At 62.3% G+C, this 17966-nt stretch carries 19 protein-coding genes and 1 tRNA gene; 14 read left to right on the top strand and 6 right to left on the bottom strand.

The genetic code is table 11. The features are described 5' to 3' along the window. Positions 1-375 precede the first annotated feature (375 nt). The 3 genes from SIC17_RS02440 to SIC17_RS02430 are packed head-to-tail and all read left to right on the top strand — an operon-like array spanning position 376 to position 1211. Positions 376-597, top strand: coding sequence for a DoxX-like family protein (locus SIC17_RS02440; protein ID WP_412546287.1), 222 nt, complete (start codon positions 376-378; stop codon positions 595-597). A gap of 3 nt (positions 598-600) precedes the next feature. Beyond that, the gene (locus tag SIC17_RS02435; protein WP_412546286.1) at positions 601-744 is read left to right on the top strand and encodes a hypothetical protein; all 144 of its coding nucleotides are present in this window, start codon (positions 601-603) and stop codon (positions 742-744) included. After that, a complete protein-coding gene (locus SIC17_RS02430; protein WP_412546285.1) occupies positions 741-1211 on the top strand; it encodes a DUF2269 family protein in 471 nt (156 codons plus the stop codon). Before SIC17_RS02435 ends, SIC17_RS02430 begins: the two co-directional genes overlap by 4 nt. 9 nt (positions 1212-1220) lie before the next feature. Here SIC17_RS02430 and SIC17_RS02425 read toward each other — a convergent pair whose 3' ends face one another. After that, positions 1221-2504, bottom strand: a complete 1284-nt coding sequence (locus SIC17_RS02425) for an ectonucleotide pyrophosphatase/phosphodiesterase (protein WP_412546284.1) — start codon at positions 2502-2504, stop codon at positions 1221-1223. A gap of 235 nt (positions 2505-2739) precedes the next feature. Between SIC17_RS02425 and SIC17_RS02420 the strand changes: the two genes are divergently transcribed. Next, positions 2740-3357, top strand: a complete 618-nt coding sequence (locus SIC17_RS02420) for a hypothetical protein (protein WP_291893335.1) — start codon at positions 2740-2742, stop codon at positions 3355-3357. Here the strand turns inward: SIC17_RS02420 and SIC17_RS02415 are convergent. Beyond that, the gene (locus SIC17_RS02415; RefSeq protein ID WP_291893333.1) at positions 3354-4409 is read right to left on the bottom strand and encodes a Kelch repeat-containing protein; all 1056 of its coding nucleotides are present in this window, start codon (positions 4407-4409) and stop codon (positions 3354-3356) included. The two genes, SIC17_RS02420 and SIC17_RS02415, sit on opposite strands and share 4 nt — an antisense overlap. Before the next feature lie 232 nt (positions 4410-4641). On the opposite strand from SIC17_RS02415, the gene gyrA reads away from it, so the two are divergent. Next, positions 4642-7449: a DNA gyrase subunit A gene (gene gyrA, locus SIC17_RS02410; RefSeq protein WP_412546283.1), complete on the top strand. Its 2808-nt coding sequence runs from the start codon at positions 4642-4644 to the stop codon at positions 7447-7449. Next, positions 7446-8054 (top strand): LysE family translocator, encoded by a 609-nt coding sequence (locus SIC17_RS02405; protein WP_291893328.1) that lies wholly within the window; start codon positions 7446-7448, stop codon positions 8052-8054. Before gyrA ends, SIC17_RS02405 begins: the two co-directional genes overlap by 4 nt. Here SIC17_RS02405 and SIC17_RS02400 read toward each other — a convergent pair. Next, the gene (locus tag SIC17_RS02400; protein ID WP_412546282.1) at positions 8051-9493 is read right to left on the bottom strand and encodes a tetratricopeptide repeat-containing sulfotransferase family protein; all 1443 of its coding nucleotides are present in this window, start codon (positions 9491-9493) and stop codon (positions 8051-8053) included. The genes SIC17_RS02405 and SIC17_RS02400 overlap by 4 nt on opposite strands. A gap of 180 nt (positions 9494-9673) precedes the next feature. Between SIC17_RS02400 and coaD the strand changes: the two genes are divergently transcribed. Genes coaD through SIC17_RS02380 form a run of 4 tightly spaced genes read left to right on the top strand, consistent with a single transcriptional unit; the run spans position 9674 to position 12192 of the window. Beyond that, a complete protein-coding gene (coaD, locus tag SIC17_RS02395; protein ID WP_366940083.1) occupies positions 9674-10162 on the top strand; it encodes a pantetheine-phosphate adenylyltransferase in 489 nt (162 codons plus the stop codon). Positions 10163-10164: 2 nt separating this feature from the next. Further along, the gene (locus tag SIC17_RS02390) at positions 10165-11124 is read left to right on the top strand and encodes a peptidylprolyl isomerase (protein ID WP_412546281.1); all 960 of its coding nucleotides are present in this window, start codon (positions 10165-10167) and stop codon (positions 11122-11124) included. A gap of 5 nt (positions 11125-11129) precedes the next feature. Next, a complete protein-coding gene (locus SIC17_RS02385; RefSeq protein ID WP_291893321.1) occupies positions 11130-11582 on the top strand; it encodes a peptidylprolyl isomerase in 453 nt (150 codons plus the stop codon). Positions 11583-11586: 4 nt separating this feature from the next. Then, positions 11587-12192 carry a carboxymuconolactone decarboxylase family protein gene (locus tag SIC17_RS02380; protein WP_291893319.1) on the top strand — a complete coding sequence of 202 codons (606 nt, stop codon included), beginning with the start codon at positions 11587-11589 and terminating at the stop codon, positions 12190-12192. Here the strand turns inward: SIC17_RS02380 and SIC17_RS02375 are convergent. Next, positions 12189-13115: an endonuclease/exonuclease/phosphatase family protein gene (locus SIC17_RS02375; protein WP_291893318.1), complete on the bottom strand. Its 927-nt coding sequence runs from the start codon at positions 13113-13115 to the stop codon at positions 12189-12191. The two genes, SIC17_RS02380 and SIC17_RS02375, sit on opposite strands and share 4 nt — an antisense overlap. Before the next feature lie 73 nt (positions 13116-13188). Between SIC17_RS02375 and queA the strand changes: the two genes are divergently transcribed. Further along, positions 13189-14247: a tRNA preQ1(34) S-adenosylmethionine ribosyltransferase-isomerase QueA gene (queA, locus tag SIC17_RS02370; RefSeq protein WP_412546280.1), complete on the top strand. Its 1059-nt coding sequence runs from the start codon at positions 13189-13191 to the stop codon at positions 14245-14247. Beyond that, positions 14244-15383: a tRNA guanosine(34) transglycosylase Tgt gene (gene tgt, locus SIC17_RS02365; RefSeq protein WP_412546279.1), complete on the top strand. Its 1140-nt coding sequence runs from the start codon at positions 14244-14246 to the stop codon at positions 15381-15383. Before queA ends, tgt begins: the two co-directional genes overlap by 4 nt. Here tgt and SIC17_RS02360 read toward each other — a convergent pair. Next, on the bottom strand, positions 15380-15988 hold the full coding sequence (locus SIC17_RS02360) for a hypothetical protein (RefSeq protein ID WP_291893312.1): 609 nt from the start codon (positions 15986-15988) through the stop codon (positions 15380-15382). The two genes, tgt and SIC17_RS02360, sit on opposite strands and share 4 nt — an antisense overlap. A gap of 126 nt (positions 15989-16114) precedes the next feature. Between SIC17_RS02360 and SIC17_RS02355 the strand changes: the two genes are divergently transcribed. Both SIC17_RS02355 and SIC17_RS02350 read left to right on the top strand, forming a co-directional pair. Further along, positions 16115-16190, top strand: a tRNA-Lys gene (locus SIC17_RS02355). A 197-nt stretch (positions 16191-16387) separates the two neighbouring features. Continuing rightward, positions 16388-16858 carry an Lrp/AsnC family transcriptional regulator gene (locus SIC17_RS02350; RefSeq protein ID WP_412546278.1) on the top strand — a complete coding sequence of 157 codons (471 nt, stop codon included), beginning with the start codon at positions 16388-16390 and terminating at the stop codon, positions 16856-16858. Here SIC17_RS02350 and SIC17_RS02345 read toward each other — a convergent pair. After that, positions 16855-17901: a Glu/Leu/Phe/Val dehydrogenase family protein gene (locus SIC17_RS02345; RefSeq protein WP_291893308.1), complete on the bottom strand. Its 1047-nt coding sequence runs from the start codon at positions 17899-17901 to the stop codon at positions 16855-16857. The genes SIC17_RS02350 and SIC17_RS02345 overlap by 4 nt on opposite strands. Positions 17902-17966 lie beyond the last annotated feature (65 nt).

The raw sequence follows: 17966 nt of genomic DNA, 5'->3' as shown, positions 1-17966 counted from the left end.
TGTTGTTGATGCGGTGGAACAGTGCTGCCGCCCGGGTTCGCCCGCCGGTGTGCGCTGGGACCTGTCCGGACCGGAGCGGATCAACCTGGCCGATATCCTGGTCGCTTATCGTCGCTGGCTGGGCTTTGGCGAGACACGCCTGGTGAAAGTGCCGCGTTGGATGGCGCGTCCGGCCTTCCTGTTCGGCGACATGCTGGGCTGGCTGGGTATCAAGACGGCCATGCGCACCAATTCGCTCAAACAGCTTGATTTCGACGTCGAAGGCGATCCGCAGCCCTGGCTGGAAGCGACCGGCGCCAAACCGCGGGGCTTCACGGATTTCCTCAACGCCTCTCCCGCGGGAGCGCAGGAGCGCAGGATCGCTGGTTCGCCCGGTTGGGTTTTGCCCGACCGCTGGCGCGTGTCCTGCTCGCTGCCTTCTGGCTGGTCACGGGCATTCTCTCGCTCACCATCGCGCGATCAGAAGCCCTGTTCATCCTGGGACGCGGCGGGTTCTCGCCGGAGATGCAGCAGCTCGTGCTGTGGGGTGGTTCCATCTTTGACATGATTGTCGGCGCAGCCATGCTGCTCAAACGCCATGTGCGCACGGCAGCCTAGCTCATGGCGGCGATGACGATCGCCTATCTGACCGCCATCACGATAAGCCTGCCCGGCCTGTGGTCCGGCGCGCTGGGGCCGGCGCTCAAATCCGTGCCGCTGATTGGCATGGCGCTGATGATCGCGGCGACCGAGGATGAAAGATGAACGAGCTCTATCCGCTCCTGCGCCTAGTCCACATCCTTTCTTCCGGCGTCCTGTTCGGGGGCGGGGCGGTGATCGCCTATTTCATGCTGACCGGCTGGCGTTCGGGCAAGCTCAACGAGTTCTATTTCGCCGCGCGCTTCACCGTCACGGCCGATTTCCTTTTCACCACAACCGCCGTCATCGTCCAGCCCATCTCCGGCGTATTGCTGGCGATGAGCGCGGGATACAGCCTGTTCGAGCCCTGGCTGCTGGCCAGTTATGCGCTTTATGTCCTGATCGGGATCTGCTGGCTGCCGGTCGTGTGGATCCAGCTGCGCGTGCGCAACCAGCTCGCCGAGGCGGGCGAGGGCGGCGCCATTCCTGACGCCACTCACAAACTGATGCGCTACTGGTTCTGGCTCGGCTGGCCGGCTTTCACGGCGCTGATCGGGATCTTTGCCCTGATGATCACCAAGCCGATTTTCTAGCGCGCCGGCTTACTCTGCCGGACAGCGTCCGCCGGAAATGCGCTCCACCTCTGCCGGATCGCCATTTGTCTCGGCAGGTTCGATTCCCAGGGCGCAGGCGATCAGGCCATAGACATTGACGTTCTCGAAGCTGTCCGGACGCGTGCCGGGCGGGAAGATCGGGCCGGCGCCGATGAAGGTTGCGCCCATTTCCTCGGAATAATTGTCAAAGCCGTGATTGCCGCGCAGACCCGCGAGGTAGGGGTTTTCCAGATTGGCGCTGGAGAGGCTGAGATGCCAGCCGGGATCGCCGACGATCAACAGGTCCGGCGCACGTGTCGGGTGGTCGATATGATAGTGATCCGGCATGTCCTCGGGCCGATAGACCGAGATGTTGTCATGGGCGCCGTTCAGCGCGTGATAGGCCCGCTCGACAACCTCGTCCTCGCCCCAGGCATAGACATAGGGTTCCAGCCCGGCGCCAAAACGGCCCAGGAAGTCCGGCATGTAGAGACCGTCCAGATCGGCCAGCGCGTCGAGCATGACAACACGTTCGGTCGAGGTCGGAGCCATGCCGTGGTCAGAGAGCACGATGATCGTCGTGCGTTCCATCAGGCCGCGGGCTTCCAGTCCGGCGACCAGATCGCCGACCAGCCCGTCCACACGCGCAACCGCTTGGCCTTCTTCCTCGGTGAAGGGGCCGGAGCGGTGGATGATGCTGTCGACATGGTCGAAATAGACCGCGGCGAAATCCGGCTGGCCGTCAGCGGGCGCGTCGAACCAGGCGAGCACTTCCTCGACACGGTCCTCATAGGGTTTCTCGTGTTCATACGGGTGCCAGACCGTCGGACGCTGGCCCTCGACCTCGGAACCCAGCCAGAACATCACATGCGCCCGCAGGCCCTGGTTTTCCGCCGTCTGCCAGATCGGCTCGCCAGCCCACCAGAACGGGTTCTGGGCATCGCCATTGCGATTGGAGAACATGGTGTCGGCTTCGCGGTCATAGGGCGCATTGGCCAGCATACCGTGGTTTTCCGGATAAAGCCCGGTGGCGATGGAGTAGAAATTCACGAAGGTCTTGGACGGCATGACCGGATACATGCTCTGCGGGCGAGTGCCGCGGGCTGCCAGGGCCCGCAGGTTTGGCGCCTCGAAACGGTCGATGGCGTCGTAACGCAGCCCGTCCAGGCCGATCATCAGGACAATGGGATCTTCTCCCGGTGCTTCCGCCACTGGCGTTTCCACGCTCGCACAGGCGGCAAGCATGCTGCTCAGACCCAGAATCAGGGCCGTCTTGAGTGTACGGACAGACATGAATTTCCTCGATTGATCGCCCAAGTGCAGTCCTTCTAGAGCTGTTGGCGCCCAAGGCAAACGCATAATTTCGTGACGGGGCGCCTCAACTCGCCTGTCATTACAGGCAATTCAGTGTCCGGACAGGTTTTTTACTGCTTCGGGACGGCTATTTTGTTTATCTGGTCCGGTGGCGCGGGAAGTCTTGATGACGGTCCTGCCCACTGGTGAGAATTAGCGTGCGGTGACACCGGATATGACACGACGAGAAAAACGCTCGGAAAGCCTCGAAATCCGTCTCGGCCACCAGGCCAAGCAGGAGTTCATGCAAGCCTGCAAGGACAAGGGGCTGACAGCCAGCGAAGTCATTCGCGATTTTGTCGAGGCATATCCCGTGAAACCACGCCGGCGGGTTTGGCCAAGATTGACCATGCCAAACAAGGAACCCGTCATGAGCTTTTCTCTCGTTGCTGTCCTCTCAGCCAGCCTGGCTGCCAGCGCTTTCCTGCCGACCCAGTCCGCGATCGGTGATCGCCGTGATCCCGAGGCGGCCTTCGCCCAGATCGACGCGGATGGCGATAATCGTTTCGATCTGACAGCCATGTATGAGCTTGCCGGGCTTACTGCGCAGGGTGAACTGAGCCAGGAAATGGTCAAGGAGATCACCGATACGGTCCAGGCCGCGATGATCGAAAACAGTGCCTTGATCCAGGAGGAGGTGTTGTCGATCGACTTTGAACGCCTGCTGGCCCAGTCGCTGGAGAGTGCACAGTCATCGGCCGCGACCAGCGTTCAGGGGATTTTCAACGAAATGGATGCCAATTCCGATGCTTGGGTGACGCGCAGCGAGTTCATGCGCTACGCGCGCAGCTAGATCCTGTCGGGATAAAGCACTTCAACGAGGTCGGAGGTGCCATTGCCTCCGGCCTGTGTTGCCCCGCCAATGACGACGATACCATCTCCAATCGTCACCGCGCCCAGACCGTGGCGCGGGGTCAGCATGTCCGGACCAGCCTCCCAGCTGTCAGAGACCGGGTCATAGATCCAGCACTCGGGGTACACACCGCCGCCATTGGCGAAATACTCTCCGCCCATCGCATAGAGCTTGCCGTTGAGCACCGCCGCGCACAGCCCGGCCTGGCCCTGGGGCAGGGGCGCAAGTTCGTGCCAGCGGTCCTCAATCGGATCATAGGCCTCGTGGTGAGCGCGATTGCCGTCATTGACCACACGCCCCCCGACCACATGCAAACGCCCGTCAATGACGCCGCCAGCGGCGGAATTGCGCGGGTTCGGATTGGGAGCAGCGGTGTCCCAGCTGTCGGACGCCGGGTCATAGACATAATGCATGCCGCGATCGCCATGATCATTCCAGTTCGCATTGGCCGAGCCATTGGGCTGACGACCGGTGGCGACATGGATGTGATCGCCCAGGCTCATGGCGACGGTCTCGCCATAGGGCAGGGGCATGGGGGACATTTCCGTCCATCCGAGCGTCTCCGGGCTTAGACGCGTTGTATTCGCGATCATATTCCAGGCACCATCTACGTTGGCCCGAAACCCGCCGAACGCGTAGACAAATTCGTCGTGCCCTACGAGGTTCGGGTGGTGCCGTGGCTCCGGAAGCGGGGACAAAGATTGCCAGGTCGGGCTGCATGTGTCGGTATCAACGTCTGAGCAGTCGTCCGCCTGCATTCCCAGAACATAGCCATTGCGACTGATGGCGAACCCGCTAGCGGTTCGTGTGAAGCCCCCCGCGACAAAGATCCGGCCGTTCAGGCTCGTGGGATAGATCTCTTGGGCGACGATCGGAAGCGAAGGCCAATTGGCCCATGCCCCTGTCTGCCGGGCATGACCAGTGCCACTCGCCATCGTCGCCACAGTGCCGGCCGTGCCGAGCATGAAAGTCCGTCTGGAAAACAGGTTCATCCGCTCCTCCACTTTGAACCCAGCCTAGCGGAGAATCGGCCTGTCGTGTCTCACGAATTGGTCAGGCTTGAACGGCAGCGCGCATTTGCTTGGAATCACGCCAATTGTTAAGACTTGGGTAGAAACCGACCGCCTGATTCACGCGCGCGCACGCGAGCGCGAGAGCTGGGCGGCGAATTCCTTGTAGGACAGGCCTTTCCGGCTCGTTCGGCATCAATGAAAGAGACCCGCTTTGAGCGATCACGACGACGACCTGACAGCATCTGATTCTGGCCTTCCGGAAGGTGTAGGCAATATCGCCATCGAAGAGGAGATGCGCCGCTCCTATCTCGATTACGCCATGAGCGTGATCGTCAGCCGCGCCATTCCGGATTCGCGTGACGGTCTCAAGCCGGTTCACCGCCGGATCCTCTACACGATGCACGAGAACGGTCAGACGCACGAAAAGGCCTATCGCAAGTGTGCGACCGCCGTCGGTGACGTCATGGGTCGTTATCACCCGCACGGTGACCAGGCCGTCTATGACGCGCTGGTGCGCCTGGCGCAGGACTGGTCCATGCGCGTGCCGTTGATCGACGGCCAGGGCAATTTCGGTTCCATCGATGGTGACCCGCCGGCCGCCTATCGTTACACCGAGAGCCGGATGGAAAAGGTCGCGCAGTCGCTGCTGGCCGATATCGACAAGGACACGGTAGATTTCGTCGAGAACTACTCCGCCGAGCGCCAGGAACCGACAGTCCTGCCGGCCCGTTTCCCGAACCTTCTAGTCAATGGTGCCAATGGTATCGCCGTAGGCATGGCGACGAATATCCCGCCGCACAACCCGGGTGAGGTGATCGACGCCTCGCTGGCCCTGTTGGACAATCCGGACCTGTCGGAAGAGGAATTTCTCGACATCCTGCCGGGACCTGACTTCCCGACCGGTGGCCTGATCCTCGGCCGCGCCGGTGCGCGCAGCGCCATCCAGACCGGCCGTGGCTCCATCGTCATGCGCGCCAAGACCGATTTCGAAGAGGTCCGCAGCGGTCGCCAGGCCATTATCGTCACGGAAATTCCCTATCAAGTGAACAAGGCGACGATGATCGAGAAGATCGCGGAACTGGTCCGCGACAAGAAGATCGAGGGCATTGCCGACCTGCGCGACGAGAGTGACCATTCCGGCATCCGCGTCGTCATCGAGCTCAAGCGTGATGCCAATGGCGATGTCGTCCTGAACCAGCTCTTCCGCTGGTCCTCCATGCAGACGAGTTTCGGCGCCAACATGCTGTCGCTGGTCGATGGTCGCCCGCAATTGCTGGGCGCGCGTGAGATCATCAAGGTCTTCCTGCGCTTCCGCGAGGAAGTTGTTGCCCGCCGTGCCAAGTTCGAACTGAACAAGGCCCGCGACCGTGCACACGTCATCATTGGCCTGGCCCTGGCTGTCGCCAATATCGACGAGGTCATCGCCCTGATCCGCAATGCGCCGAACCCGACGGAAGCACGCGAGCAGTTGATGGCCCGTGAGTGGCCGGCCGCCGATGTCGCGCCGCTGGTCGAGCTGGTGGCGGATCCGCGCTCCATGCTGACCTCGAACGGCACGCTGCGCCTCACCGAGGAACAGGCCCGCGCTATTCTCGAGCTGCGCCTCAACCGCCTGACCGGTCTGGGTCGCGACGAGCTGGGCAATGAAGCCAAGACGCTGGCCGAGGAGATCGAGGACCTGCTCGACATCCTGCGTTCGCGCGCTCGTGTGCTCGACATCATCCGCTCGGAAATGCTGGAAGTGCGCGAGAATTACGCGACGCCGCGCCGCTCCGAGTTCATGGATGGTGGCCTCGACTTCGAGGACGAGGATCTCATCCCGCGCGAGGAAATGGTCGTTACGGTCACGCATGGCGGTTACGCCAAGCGTACGGCGCTGTCCGACTATCGGGCCCAGCGTCGTGGCGGCAAGGGCCGCGCCGGCATGGCGACCAAGGACGAGGATTTCATCTCGACCCTGTTCGTGGCCTCGACCCACGCACCGCTTCTGTTCTTCTCCAACAAGGGCATGGTCTACAAGACCAAGACCTGGCGCCTGCCGCTCGGCGCGCCGAACACCAAGGGCAAGGCGCTGGTGAACCTTCTGCCGCTGGACCAGGGTGAGACCATCACCTCGATCATGGCGCTGCCGGAGGATGAGAGCACCTGGGCCGATCTCAACGTCATGTTTGCGACCAAGTCCGGCACGGTACGTCGCAACAAGCTGTCCGACTTCGTCCAGGTCAACCGCAACGGCAAGATCGCCATGAAGCTGGAAGGTGAGGAGGAGCGCATTATCGATGTCCGCCTCTGCACCGAACAGGATGATGTCTTCCTGGTCTCTGACCGCGGTCGCGCCATCCGCTTCCCGGTCACCGATGTGCGTGTCTTTGCCGGCCGTAACTCGATCGGCGTTCGCGGGATCCGCATGGGGGCTGATGACAATCTGATCTCCATGGCCATCCTGCGCCATGTGGACGTCACGCCGGCCGAGGCTCGCGCCTACATGAAACACGCCACCGCCATGCGCCGTGCGCTGGGCGATGACGAGGCGGATCTGCCGACAACGGAACCGGCCGAGGACGGTGATGAGGCGGCTCTGACGCCGGAACGCATCGCCGAACTGGGCGCGGCCGAGCAATTCCTGCTGACGGTTGGCGCCGACGGCATGGGCAAGCGTTCATCGGCCTATGACTACCGTGTCATGGGACGGGGCAATCAGGGTGTCGCTGCGCAGGACCTGTCCCGCGGTGCCATGCTGTCGGCCAGCTTCCCGGTCGAGGACGCCGATCAGATCATGGCCGTCACCGATGGTGGCCAGCTGATCCGCTTCCCGATCGACGGGGTGCGTATCGCCGGACGTTCGACCCGCGGTGTCCGCCTGATCCGCCTGAATGGCGAGGAACAGGTCGCGGCCGTCGTCCGCATCGAGGATGCCGGTGATGATGAAGGCGCGGATGTCGAAGATGGCGCAGGCGTCGAGGGCGGTTCCGAGGGCGAAACCCCGGAAGCCGGCAGCTCTGACGGCGGCGAAGAATGATTGAAGGGGCCACGCTACTCTCGTTCATCGCAGCGAGCGTGGCCCTGATCATCATGCCCGGTCCCAATGTCGCGGTGATCCTCGCCACCGGGGCAGCGCACGGGACGCGCAGCGCGCTGCTGGTTGTCGCCGGAACGACGCTGGCCCAGGCAGCCCAGATCGCGCTCGTTGTTGTGGGACTCGGTGTTCTGCTCTCGATCTGGGGGTGGGCGTTCACGGTCCTGAAATGGGCCGGTGTCGCCTATCTGGTCTGGATGGCGTTCAAGATCTGGACAGCCCCGCCATCAGGTGAAGCCAAACCCCTGGACGGCCAGCTTTTCATGCACGGAGCAGCCACTGCCCTGGCCAATCCCAAGACGATGGTTTTTCACGCCGCTTTCCTGCCGGTCTTTGTTGATCCGACACGCGCAACAACACCTCAGCTTTTCACGCTCGCCGGCGTATTCCTTTTGGTCGCCCTGGTGCTGGACAGCGCCTATGCCGTTATGGGCGGAGGACTGTCGCGTTACCTGCGCAAGGCGCGGTTCCAGCGTCTGGTCAACAAGATGAGCGGCGGGCTGATTTTCCTGGCCGCCAGCTGGCTGGCCCTGCGCCGCAGCCACTAGGCCGGGCGATAGGCCTCGCTGAAGGGGCGCATCTGCACTTCATACTGTTTCCAGCCTGCAACCGCCTTGTCATAGAGCGGCTGCCGAACCTGGTCGACGGAAGCGGTCAGGACTGCGCGGCGGGTCTCGTGGAAACGTGACATTTGCGGTTCCGGCGCCAGGCCGCAATGTTCCGCGATACGCGCGATCCAGCTGTCGGCATCGGCGACAAGGTCCTCGTACTGAACGCTCAGTATGCGATCCGGGTAAAGTGTCGACCAGTGCTCATATAGCCGGTCTTCAAGCCGGAATTGATGCGCGATGTCCTCAAGCGACCAGGACCAGTTGAGCCCTTGCGGGAACCAGGTCCGGTAACAGGACAGCGCGGCGGCTTCCGGATTGCGGCGCATCCAGATCAGCGGGGCCTCGGGCAGGCTGGCCTCCAGCCAGGGCAGGAAACGCGAGAAATTCAGCGTCTTGTCGACGATCCGCCCTTCCGGTCCAAAGCGGCCGTCCAGCATGTCCAGGTAAAACCCGCCGACCATGCTCCACGGGTCAGGGTGAGCGGCGTTGAAGCGTTCGGCAAGCGCAGGCTGGACGCCACCGCCAATCGGCATCAGCGCGTGTTTGAACAGGTTGAGCTCCGCGCCGTCTGTGACGGAGCTGTGCGAACACAGGATCTGTTCCACCAGGGTCGAGCCGGAGCGTGGCAGGCTGGTCACCAGGATAGGGCGGGTGGATGTCTGCGTGCTAGGTTTCCAGCCCATTTCGGCGCGCGGCGTACTAGCAATAAGGGCATCAACTGCAGCTTCTTCCCGGGATCGGTCGTATGGGCGTACGGAGCGCATCAGGGCCGCCGCCCGGTCCCAATAGTCAAACGCGGATCGATCGTCAGCGCGGTGTTGCCAAAAGCCGAGCGCGGATTGCATGGCCGCCTGGTTTTCGGGCGGCGTGCGGACGGCCTGGCTCAATGCCTGTTTGAGCGCCTCGATCTCCCGTTCTGAACCGGTTCCTGGCAGGTTGGCGAAGCTGACCCAGGCCGGTGCTGCGAGCGGGGCCTGGCTGAGAACACGGTCGAAATGCTCGCGCGCTGCCTCGGTCTCGCCGAGCTGGCTGGCGATCACACCGCAGAAATGATTGAGGCCGAGGCTTTGCGGAAGGCGTTCGAGCGCGGAGTGCGCGCGTTCACGTGCTTCGCTCATGCCGCCATTGCGAACAAGAATGTCCAGAAGCCCGAGCAGTTCGGGCTCCTGTCCGGAGCTCTGGTCCAGAACCCGGAGTGCAAAACGGCGCGCATGTCCGCAGGCGCCGATGGCATCCGCGAGACGGGCCAGGGGCGCAAAGGCGATGGCGGCGGTGTCAGGAGCATCGGCCAGCCGGGAGAGAGCGGTCAGGCAGGTGGCACGATCTCCCCGTTTCAGGGCGGCAACCGCCTGGTTCTGTTCCTGCGCGAAATTCATGAATTGTCCTGCCCCGAGCCCGCTCAAGTATGAGCGTCACATCATGCCTAGGCGGCAGTCGCAAAAGTATCAAGAGATTGATCTTCCTACCTGCATCTGCAAGAGATACGGCACGAGCAAACGATGTTGCCGCCGGGGATGGACCCGGCTGGTGATGTCGGCAAGAAGGATTGTCTCGCCATGTCGCGCACCGCGCTTTATCCGGGCACGTTCGACCCGCTGACGAATGGTCATCTCGATATTATCGGGCGGGCCGTGAAACTGGTCGACAAGCTGATCATCGGCGTGGCGATCAACGAGGCCAAGCGACCGCTTTTCTCCCTCGAGGAACGCGTGCAGATCGTCGAACAGGAAGTCGCGCACCTGGCAGAGAATGCCGAGATCGAGGTGCGCCCGTTTGATGGCCTTCTGATGCATTTTGCTGAGCAGGTCGGCGCCCAGTCCATCATGCGTGGATTGCGAGCTGTATCTGATTTTGAATATGAGTTCCAGATGGTTGCGATGAACCAGCAGCTGAATGACGAGATCGAGACCGTGTTCTTGATGGCCGATCCACGTCACCAGGCCATCGCCTCCCGTCTGGTCAAGGAAATAGCCGCCCTGGGCGGTGATGTATCGGCTTTTGTCCCGCCGCGGATTGAAAGCCGTCTCAAGGAGCGTTTTGCGTGATCATGCGTTTATCCCTGTCGACTGCCCTCGCACTGGCCCTGACCGCCACGGCCTGTGCCCGCGAAGCGGAAACTGAAACCGAGGCAAGCACCGAGAGTGCTGCGGCGTCGGCTGCAACCACAGCAGTGGCGACCTCCGTCCAGGAAGAGGCGGTTACTGCCTATGATTTTCCGGAAGACGCCTGGCGCGACCTGGACCCGGAAAATACGCTCTACATTGAAACTGATCACGGTCGGATCGTTGTGGAACTGGCCCCGGAGTTTGCGCCGGCCCATGTCGATCGCATGAAGTCGCTTGCGCGCGAGCGTTTTTACGACTTCCTGGTCTGGCACCGCGTGATTGACGGGTTCATGGCGCAGGGCGGTGGATCCCGCGCCAATGCCAACCACCGTGCCGATCTGCCGGGCCTGCAGGCCGAGTTCACGGTGCAGCGTGGTGCGGAGCTGGAGATTTCCGAGCTGATGGACCGCCAGGTCAGCCCGTCCATTCCGCAGGTGGGCAAGGCCGGTTTCTGGAATTCCTTCCCGGCCGGTACCCAGCCGATTGCCCAGTCCATGATCACGGCCACAGGCCAGGTCGCCAGCTGGCTGCTGCACTGCCAGGGCGCCGCTGCCATGGCGCGGACCAATGACCCGAACTCGGCTGGCAGCCAGTTCTACATCACGCGCGGCGATGCCGAGCACCTCAACGCCTCCTACACGGTCTGGGGTCGGGTGCGTTACGGACAGGATGCTGTCAACAATATCGCCGTGGGCACGTATCAGCAGGATCCGGGTTTCACCCCGGACCTCATCCGATCCATGCGGGTGGAGGCTGAACTGCCCGAGGCAGAGCGTACCAATGTTCAGGTTGTCGACACGGACCACCCGTCCTTCGCGGCCTATCTCGAAACTCTGCGTGACACCTCCGGAGCACTGCCGGATGTCTGCGCGATTGATATTCCCACTCGAATTCAGGACTAAGACGAATGGCTGACGAAAAAATCGTATTCACCCTTGATGGCGGTGATGTTGTGATCGGACTGCGCCCGGACCTGGCGCCGAAGCATGTCGAGCAGATCACCAAACTGGTCAAGGATGGCTTCTACGACGGCCTGACCTTCCACCGCGTCATCGACGGTTTTGTCGCCCAGGGCGGTTGCCCGAACGGCAATGGCATGGGTGGATCCGGTACGAATATCCCGGCCGAGTTCAATGCCGAGCCGCATGTGCGTGGCACCATGTCCATGGCCCGCGCTGCGGATCCGAACTCCGCGTCCAGCCAGTTCTTCATCTGCCTGGACGAAGTTCCGTACCTCAACAACCAGTACACCGTCTGGGGCCAGGTTGAATCCGGCATGGAACACGTCGACGCGCTGCCGAAGGGCGAGCCGCCGGCCGAGCCGGGCAAGATCATCAAGGCCACCGTCATCGAGGCATAGGGCTTTGAGCTGGATCAAGACAGTTTCACGAGAGGCGGCCACTGGCCGCCTCAAGTCTATCTATGACCGGGTGGCCGGTCCGGATGGTCAGATCGACAATATCCTGGCGTCGCACAGCCTGCGCCCGCACACGCTGGAAGGCCATATGGCCCTCTACAAGGCGACGCTGCATCATTTCGGCAATACGCTGGACAAGGCCTATCTGGAAACGATCGGCACCTATGTCAGCATGCTCAACAAATGCGCCTATTGTGTCGAACACCATTTTGCAGGCCTGAAACGTTTGTTGGGTGATGATGCTCGCGCTGCTGAGATCCGCTCGGCGCTGGAGAGCGATGACCTGGCGTCCGCTTTCGACGGTCGTGATCTGGCCGGGCTGGAATACGCGCGTGAACTGACCCGGCAGCCCTCTGCGCTGAGTGGTGAAGTTATCGAGCGCATGCGCGCGGCGGGCTTTGACGACGGAGAGGTCCTGGAGATCAACCAGGTCACTGCCTATTTTGCATATGCCAACCGCACCGTGCTGGGGCTGGGTGTCAGCCATGTGGGCGAGGAGCTCGGCCTGTCACCCAATGACAGCGATAGCCCGGACGACTGGTCACACGGCTAGTCAGACTCGATACGGGCGAGATCGATGATCAGGGGACGGTGGTCGGAGCCGGTTGCGGGTCCAACCTCGATCTCAACCCGGGCCCAGTTCTCGCCGGCGAAGGCGTGATCAATCCCGACAATCGGCAAGGGTGCCGGCCAGCTGGCCTGGTGGCGTGTCAGGCGCGTCAGCTGCCAGTCCATCTCCATCCTGCGCAGAGCATGGGCGGGCGAGGCGGCGTTGAAATCTCCGACCAGAACGAGATCCGGCCGCTCGACCCGGCCCAGCTCCTGGGCAATGGCGTCGATCTGCTCGCCCTGGTGGGAGAGAGGTTCCGGCCATGTGAGGTGAATTGATCCCAGCATGAAGCGAGTGCCATCGGCCAGCTCAACTTCGGCCCAGGCGCTCGAGGGCAGATCCAGATAGGGCTCACCCGGGCGATGGTTCGGCCGCAGACAGCCACTGCCGCTCAGCGGCAGGCGGCTGTAGATGCGCGTCGATTCCCAGCGGCAACGGATGAAATAAGGGTATTCGCCTTCCAGAGCCTCCAGCATGGGGTTCTGGTGGTTATAGGCTTCCTGCAGCGCGATGATGTCCGGATCGCTGGCCTCGACCACCTCGACCAGCCCGCGCGCGGCGCGGGTTGAACCCCACAGATTATGACTCACAATTCGGATATCTCGCCCGGTTTCGATAACCGGAATATCGCGTGTGTCGACGGCGATCGCCGCGAGCAGGGTGATGCAGATACTGGTGGCGGCCGCGAGGGCGAGGGTGCGCAGGGCCAGGGTCGCGACCAGCAGGCCGATCGCGCCAGCCATCCAGACAGGCCAGAGATGGTTGAATGTGTCGGTGGGCGCGCCAAATACCCCCGCAAGACAGGCGGCTGTCAGCAGGATCAACCCGCTGCTTGCCAGTAACAGACCCGAGCGGATCCAGTTCATTCAACGCTCCATGTGCAGAGAAATCGCCGCTTGCGTGTTGCCGACAAGAATGGCGAAAGATAGACGGTGCGGCATGAAAGTAACTGACTTCGACTTTGAACTGCCCGAGGAGCGTATCGCGCTTCGTCCGGCGCGTCCCCGTGATGCTGCACGCCTGTTGCACGTCGCGGCCGGCGGCGCGTTGGCCGACAAGGGCGTGCGCGACCTGCCGGACCTGCTGCAACCCGGGGACCTGATGGTCATCAACGACACCAGGGTCATTCCGGCCGCGCTGGAAGGCATTCGCCCCGCCCGCGCGCATGGCGGCGGCGGGGATGTGACGCTTGAAGTCAATCTGCACAAGCGCGAGGCCGCTGATGCCTGGCGCGCCTTCATTCGCCCCGCCAAACGCATCCGGGAAGGCGATACGGTCCGCTTTGGCGAGCTGTCGGCTGTGGTCGAGGCCAAGTCGGACGGTGGAGACACGCTGTTGCGGTTCGATCAGTCCGGGGCCTTGCTGGACGAGGCGATTGCCGCAACCGGCGCGCCGCCGCTGCCGCCATATATCGCGCGCAAGCGTGGTGTCGACGAGCAGGACAATGAAGACTACCAGACCCTGTTCGCGCGGGAAGAGGGATCGGTTGCTGCGCCGACGGCTGGCCTGCACTTTACCGAGGGCCTGTTGCAGACGCTCAGGGATCGCGGCGTGGAGGTGGTCCATGTGACCCTGCATGTGGGGGCCGGCACTTTCCTGCCGGTCAAGGTGGATGACACCGATGATCATGACATGCACTCGGAATGGTGCACGATTTCAAAGGCCGCTGCTCAACAGATCAACCAGGCCAAGGCGGATGGTCGCCGGGTCATCCCTGTCGGCACCACGGCTCTGCGCACGCTTGAAAGCCTGGCGTCTGGGCCGGGCAAGGTCGAGGCAACCAGTCGCGACACCAATATCTTCATCACGCCAGGTTATGAATTCCGCATCGCCGACGCCCTGATGACCAATTTTCATCTGCCCAAGTCCACGCTCTTCATGCTGGTCAGTGCGATGAGTGGGCTGGATGTGATGCAGAAGGCCTATGCCCACGCCATCGCCGAGGAATATCGTTTCTATTCCTACGGCGATGCGTGCCTGCTGGAGCGACAGACATGAGCGCCTTTCCCTATACGATCCATGCAACCGACGGCGCGGCGCGCTGTGGCACGCTTTCCACCTCGCGCGGCGATATCCAGACGCCGGCCTTCATGCCTGTGGGCACGGCAGGCACGGTCAAGGCGCTCTATATGGACCAGGTGAAGGGCACCGGCGCCGACATCATCCTGGGCAATACCTATCACCTCATGCTGCGCCCGGGTGCCGAGCGGGTGAAGAGCCTTGGCGGCCTGCACAAATTCTCCACCTGGCAGGGCCCGATGCTGACCGATAGTGGCGGTTTCCAGGTCTGGTCGCTCTCCAAGCTCCGAAAGATGACCGAGGAGGGGGTGAAGTTCCGCTCCCATATCGACGGGTCGGAATACAATCTGACCCCGGAACGCTCGATCGAGATCCAGGCTGACCTCTTGGGCGCTGACATTTCCATGCAGCTGGACGAGTGCACGCCGTTTGGTTGTTCGGAAGAGGAGGCTCGTGCCTCCATGGAGCTCTCCCTGCGCTGGGGCGCGCGCTCCAAACAGGCCTTTGGCACACGGGACACCCAGGCGCTGTTCGGCATTGTCCAGGGATCGGTGTTCGAGAACCTTCGCCGCGAAAGCGCGGAGCGGTCCATCGAAACCGGGTATGACGGATATGCCATTGGCGGACTCGCGGTAGGCGAGGGGTTTGAAGTGATGTGTGAAGTCCTCGACTACACCACACCGCACCTGCCAAGCGAGCGCCCGCGTTACCTGATGGGCGTGGGCAAGCCGATCGACCTGGTCGAATCCGTGGCCCGCGGCGTCGATATGTTTGACTGCGTTCTGCCGACCCGTTCCGGTCGTCATGGCCAGGCCTGGTCCGACTGGGGCCCGATCAATATCAAGCGCGCCGAATTCGTCGATGATGACAGCCCGCTGATGCCCGAGCTCAACTGTCCGGCCAGCCGCGATTATTCAAAGGCCTATCTCAATCACCTCTTCCGGTCTGGCGAGTATCTTTCCGCCATGCTCCTGAGCTGGCACAATATCGCCTACTTCCAGGACCTGACGCGGCGCATGCGCGAAGCGATCAAGACGGGCGAATTCGCGGCCTTCCGCAAACAGTTCAACGAACGCTGGCAAGAGGGGCAGGCGCAGCGCGCGGCGCAGCCTTAATCCTCTTCCTCCACGAGCCCATAGGCTTCGAACGCCCGACGCATCTGTGCAGGCGGGCAGCCGAATCCGTCATAGAGGCCGCGCAGATAGCCGCGGCGGCGCTGGGCGTAGTCGCGTTGCTGGTCGGCTTCGCGTTCAATGCGGCCGGCACCCCCAATGAAACGCACGACCGGGCGAACCGGATTGAGACCGACAATGGTGGAGCGATAGAGGCTGCGTGCGCCACTGGCCGCAGCGCCGGGCGCTCGGGAGGCCGCACGGGCGCCGCGCGAGACCCAGCCTTCATCTTCCGGATTGTCTTCAGCTTCGCGGCGCTGGACTTCCTCGATATCGGGGCCAAGCACCACCGTCAGGCGGGCGATGTCGCGCGCCACCGTCGAACAGCGACGGCGCGAGCCTTCACCGCCATAGGGCGTGGGCACGGTGTCATCGCCTTCATCAACCATGACGGCGCCGGGGCGCCGCCGTGGCAGTCCGGCGGCATCTTCCAGCGCAACCCGGGTTTCCGTTTGTGCAAAGTCCGATGCCTCGCCAGCACGCTGGCGGGTCGACGAGCATGCACTTGCCGCTAACGCCGCAATAACACACGCAAAAATGAAATTCATTCCCCTCATGAGAAGCATCTTACTGAAGAATGTGACGAAAGATCATCAAAAATGCTGAAATATCGCAGCAATCGCGGATTGACCCCGCGGAATCTCGCGCATATGTTCCGCGCTCCTTCGGGACGGGAGCCGATAGCTCAGCTGGTAGAGCATCTGACTTTTAATCAGACGGTCCAGGGTTCGAATCCCTGTCGGCTCACCATTTTCTCTTAAATTCAGATATTTGATCGAACAGGAAGTGGTTCTCCCTGCTCCCGTATCGCGGGAGTTGCGGGTTGGGCCTTCGCGTTCGGCGCGAGTGTGATTCCCCTTGCGCACACTCAGCCGGGTTCAGCCGGTATGCTTGATTTGTGTCCCGCGCTCGTGAACCCTGCACATCTTGCAAGCGACGGAAATACAATGCGCAAACTCGACCAGTATGATCGTTCCATTCTCCGCCACCTGCAGCGGGACGGGCGTATGTCGATCGTTGATCTGGCTGAACGTGTGGGACTGTCAAAGACGCCGACCCAGCGGCGGGTGAAAATGCTGGAGGATGACGGGCTGATCGAGCATTACGCGGCGGTCCTGGATCCGGCGAGCCTGGGACTGAATTTCTGCGCCTGGGTCATGATCCGTCTTGGCAAGCACCGCCGGGAGACCGTGGATGAGTTCCTCGCGGCCGTGGCCAAGAATGATGCGATTACCGAGTGTTGCCTGGTGACCGGTGGCGCCGATTACATGCTTCGTGTGCACGCGCGAGACATCAAGGATTATCGCGATTTCATGATGGCGGATCTGGTCAACCTGCCCGGCGTGACCGAGGTGACGACGCACGTCGTCCTGGACGAACCGAAAACCCGCAGCAGCCTGCCACTGCCAACCGACTAGGCCGGACGGTTCAAACGCTCTGCTATGACGTCTTCGCAGACCGCGGCGGGGGAACGTGATTCGGCTGCGGATCGTTTCAGATAGCTCGCGCTGAGCTCGGCTATGCTTTCCAGTTTCGCATCGACCCTGATGGGGTCGAAGACGCGCCCTTCGCGGTCCGCCTCGTATTCCTCGGCACCGGCAATCAGGCCGCCGCCATTGGCGAGATAGTCCGGCACATAGACAATGCCCATGCGATGCAGGAGATCGGCGAGAGCCGGGCTTTCCAGCTGGTTGTTCGCGGCCCCGCAAATCACGCCGATATCCAGGCGGGCAAGGTTATTGCCCTGGATTACGGATCCCAGTGCACATGGGGCGAAAACATCGATGCGGCGATCGAACAGGCTTTTCGGCGAGACGATTTCGGCACCAAATAGCTGGGCCAGCCTGGCCGCGCGCCAGGGCTGTATTTCGCAAACAGCCAGCTCTCCGCCCGCTGCATGAACGAGCCGCGCGAGTTCATGACCCACGGAGCCGGCGCCCTGGATCAGGACCTTGATGCCGGTGAAACCCTGCGCGCCGAACCGGTATTCGATCGCGGCCTTCATGGCATTGAAGACACCGCGCGCGGTAAACGGAGCCGGATTACCGCAGCCCTGCGACGTGCCCACGGCATAGGGTGTGTGCTGTCGCAGCGCCTCGACATCACTGACGGACATATTGACGTCCTCGCCGCCGACGTAACGTCCCTCCAGCGTGTTGATACCCGCTCCAAGTGCTGCCCAGAAGGCATCCGTCTTGATATTGCCCGGATCACCGCGAACCACGGTCTTTCCTCCGGCATAAGGCAGGTCCAGAACCGCAGCCTTGCGCGCCATGCCCTCTGACAGGCGACGCGCATCCTCGTCTGCCGCTTCATCGCTGGTATAGGGCAGGACCCGGATCCCGCCGAGCGCGGGCAGGCCCGCGGGGCCGGCAAGACCGATGCGGGCATTGAGGCCGGCTGATGCATCGCGCAGCTGGTGTAGTATCGGTGTCGAGAAGCGGGGCAATTCGAGCAACATGAAATCCTCCAATGATGCGACAATACTTCCTGTCAGCGCGGATTTGTGGCTAAATTATCCGCATA

Source organism: Maricaulis sp. MIT060901 (assembly GCF_047123815.1).
Lineage (GTDB): Bacteria > Pseudomonadota > Alphaproteobacteria > Caulobacterales > Maricaulaceae > Maricaulis.
This window is presented reverse-complemented; position numbering and strand designations above follow the sequence as displayed.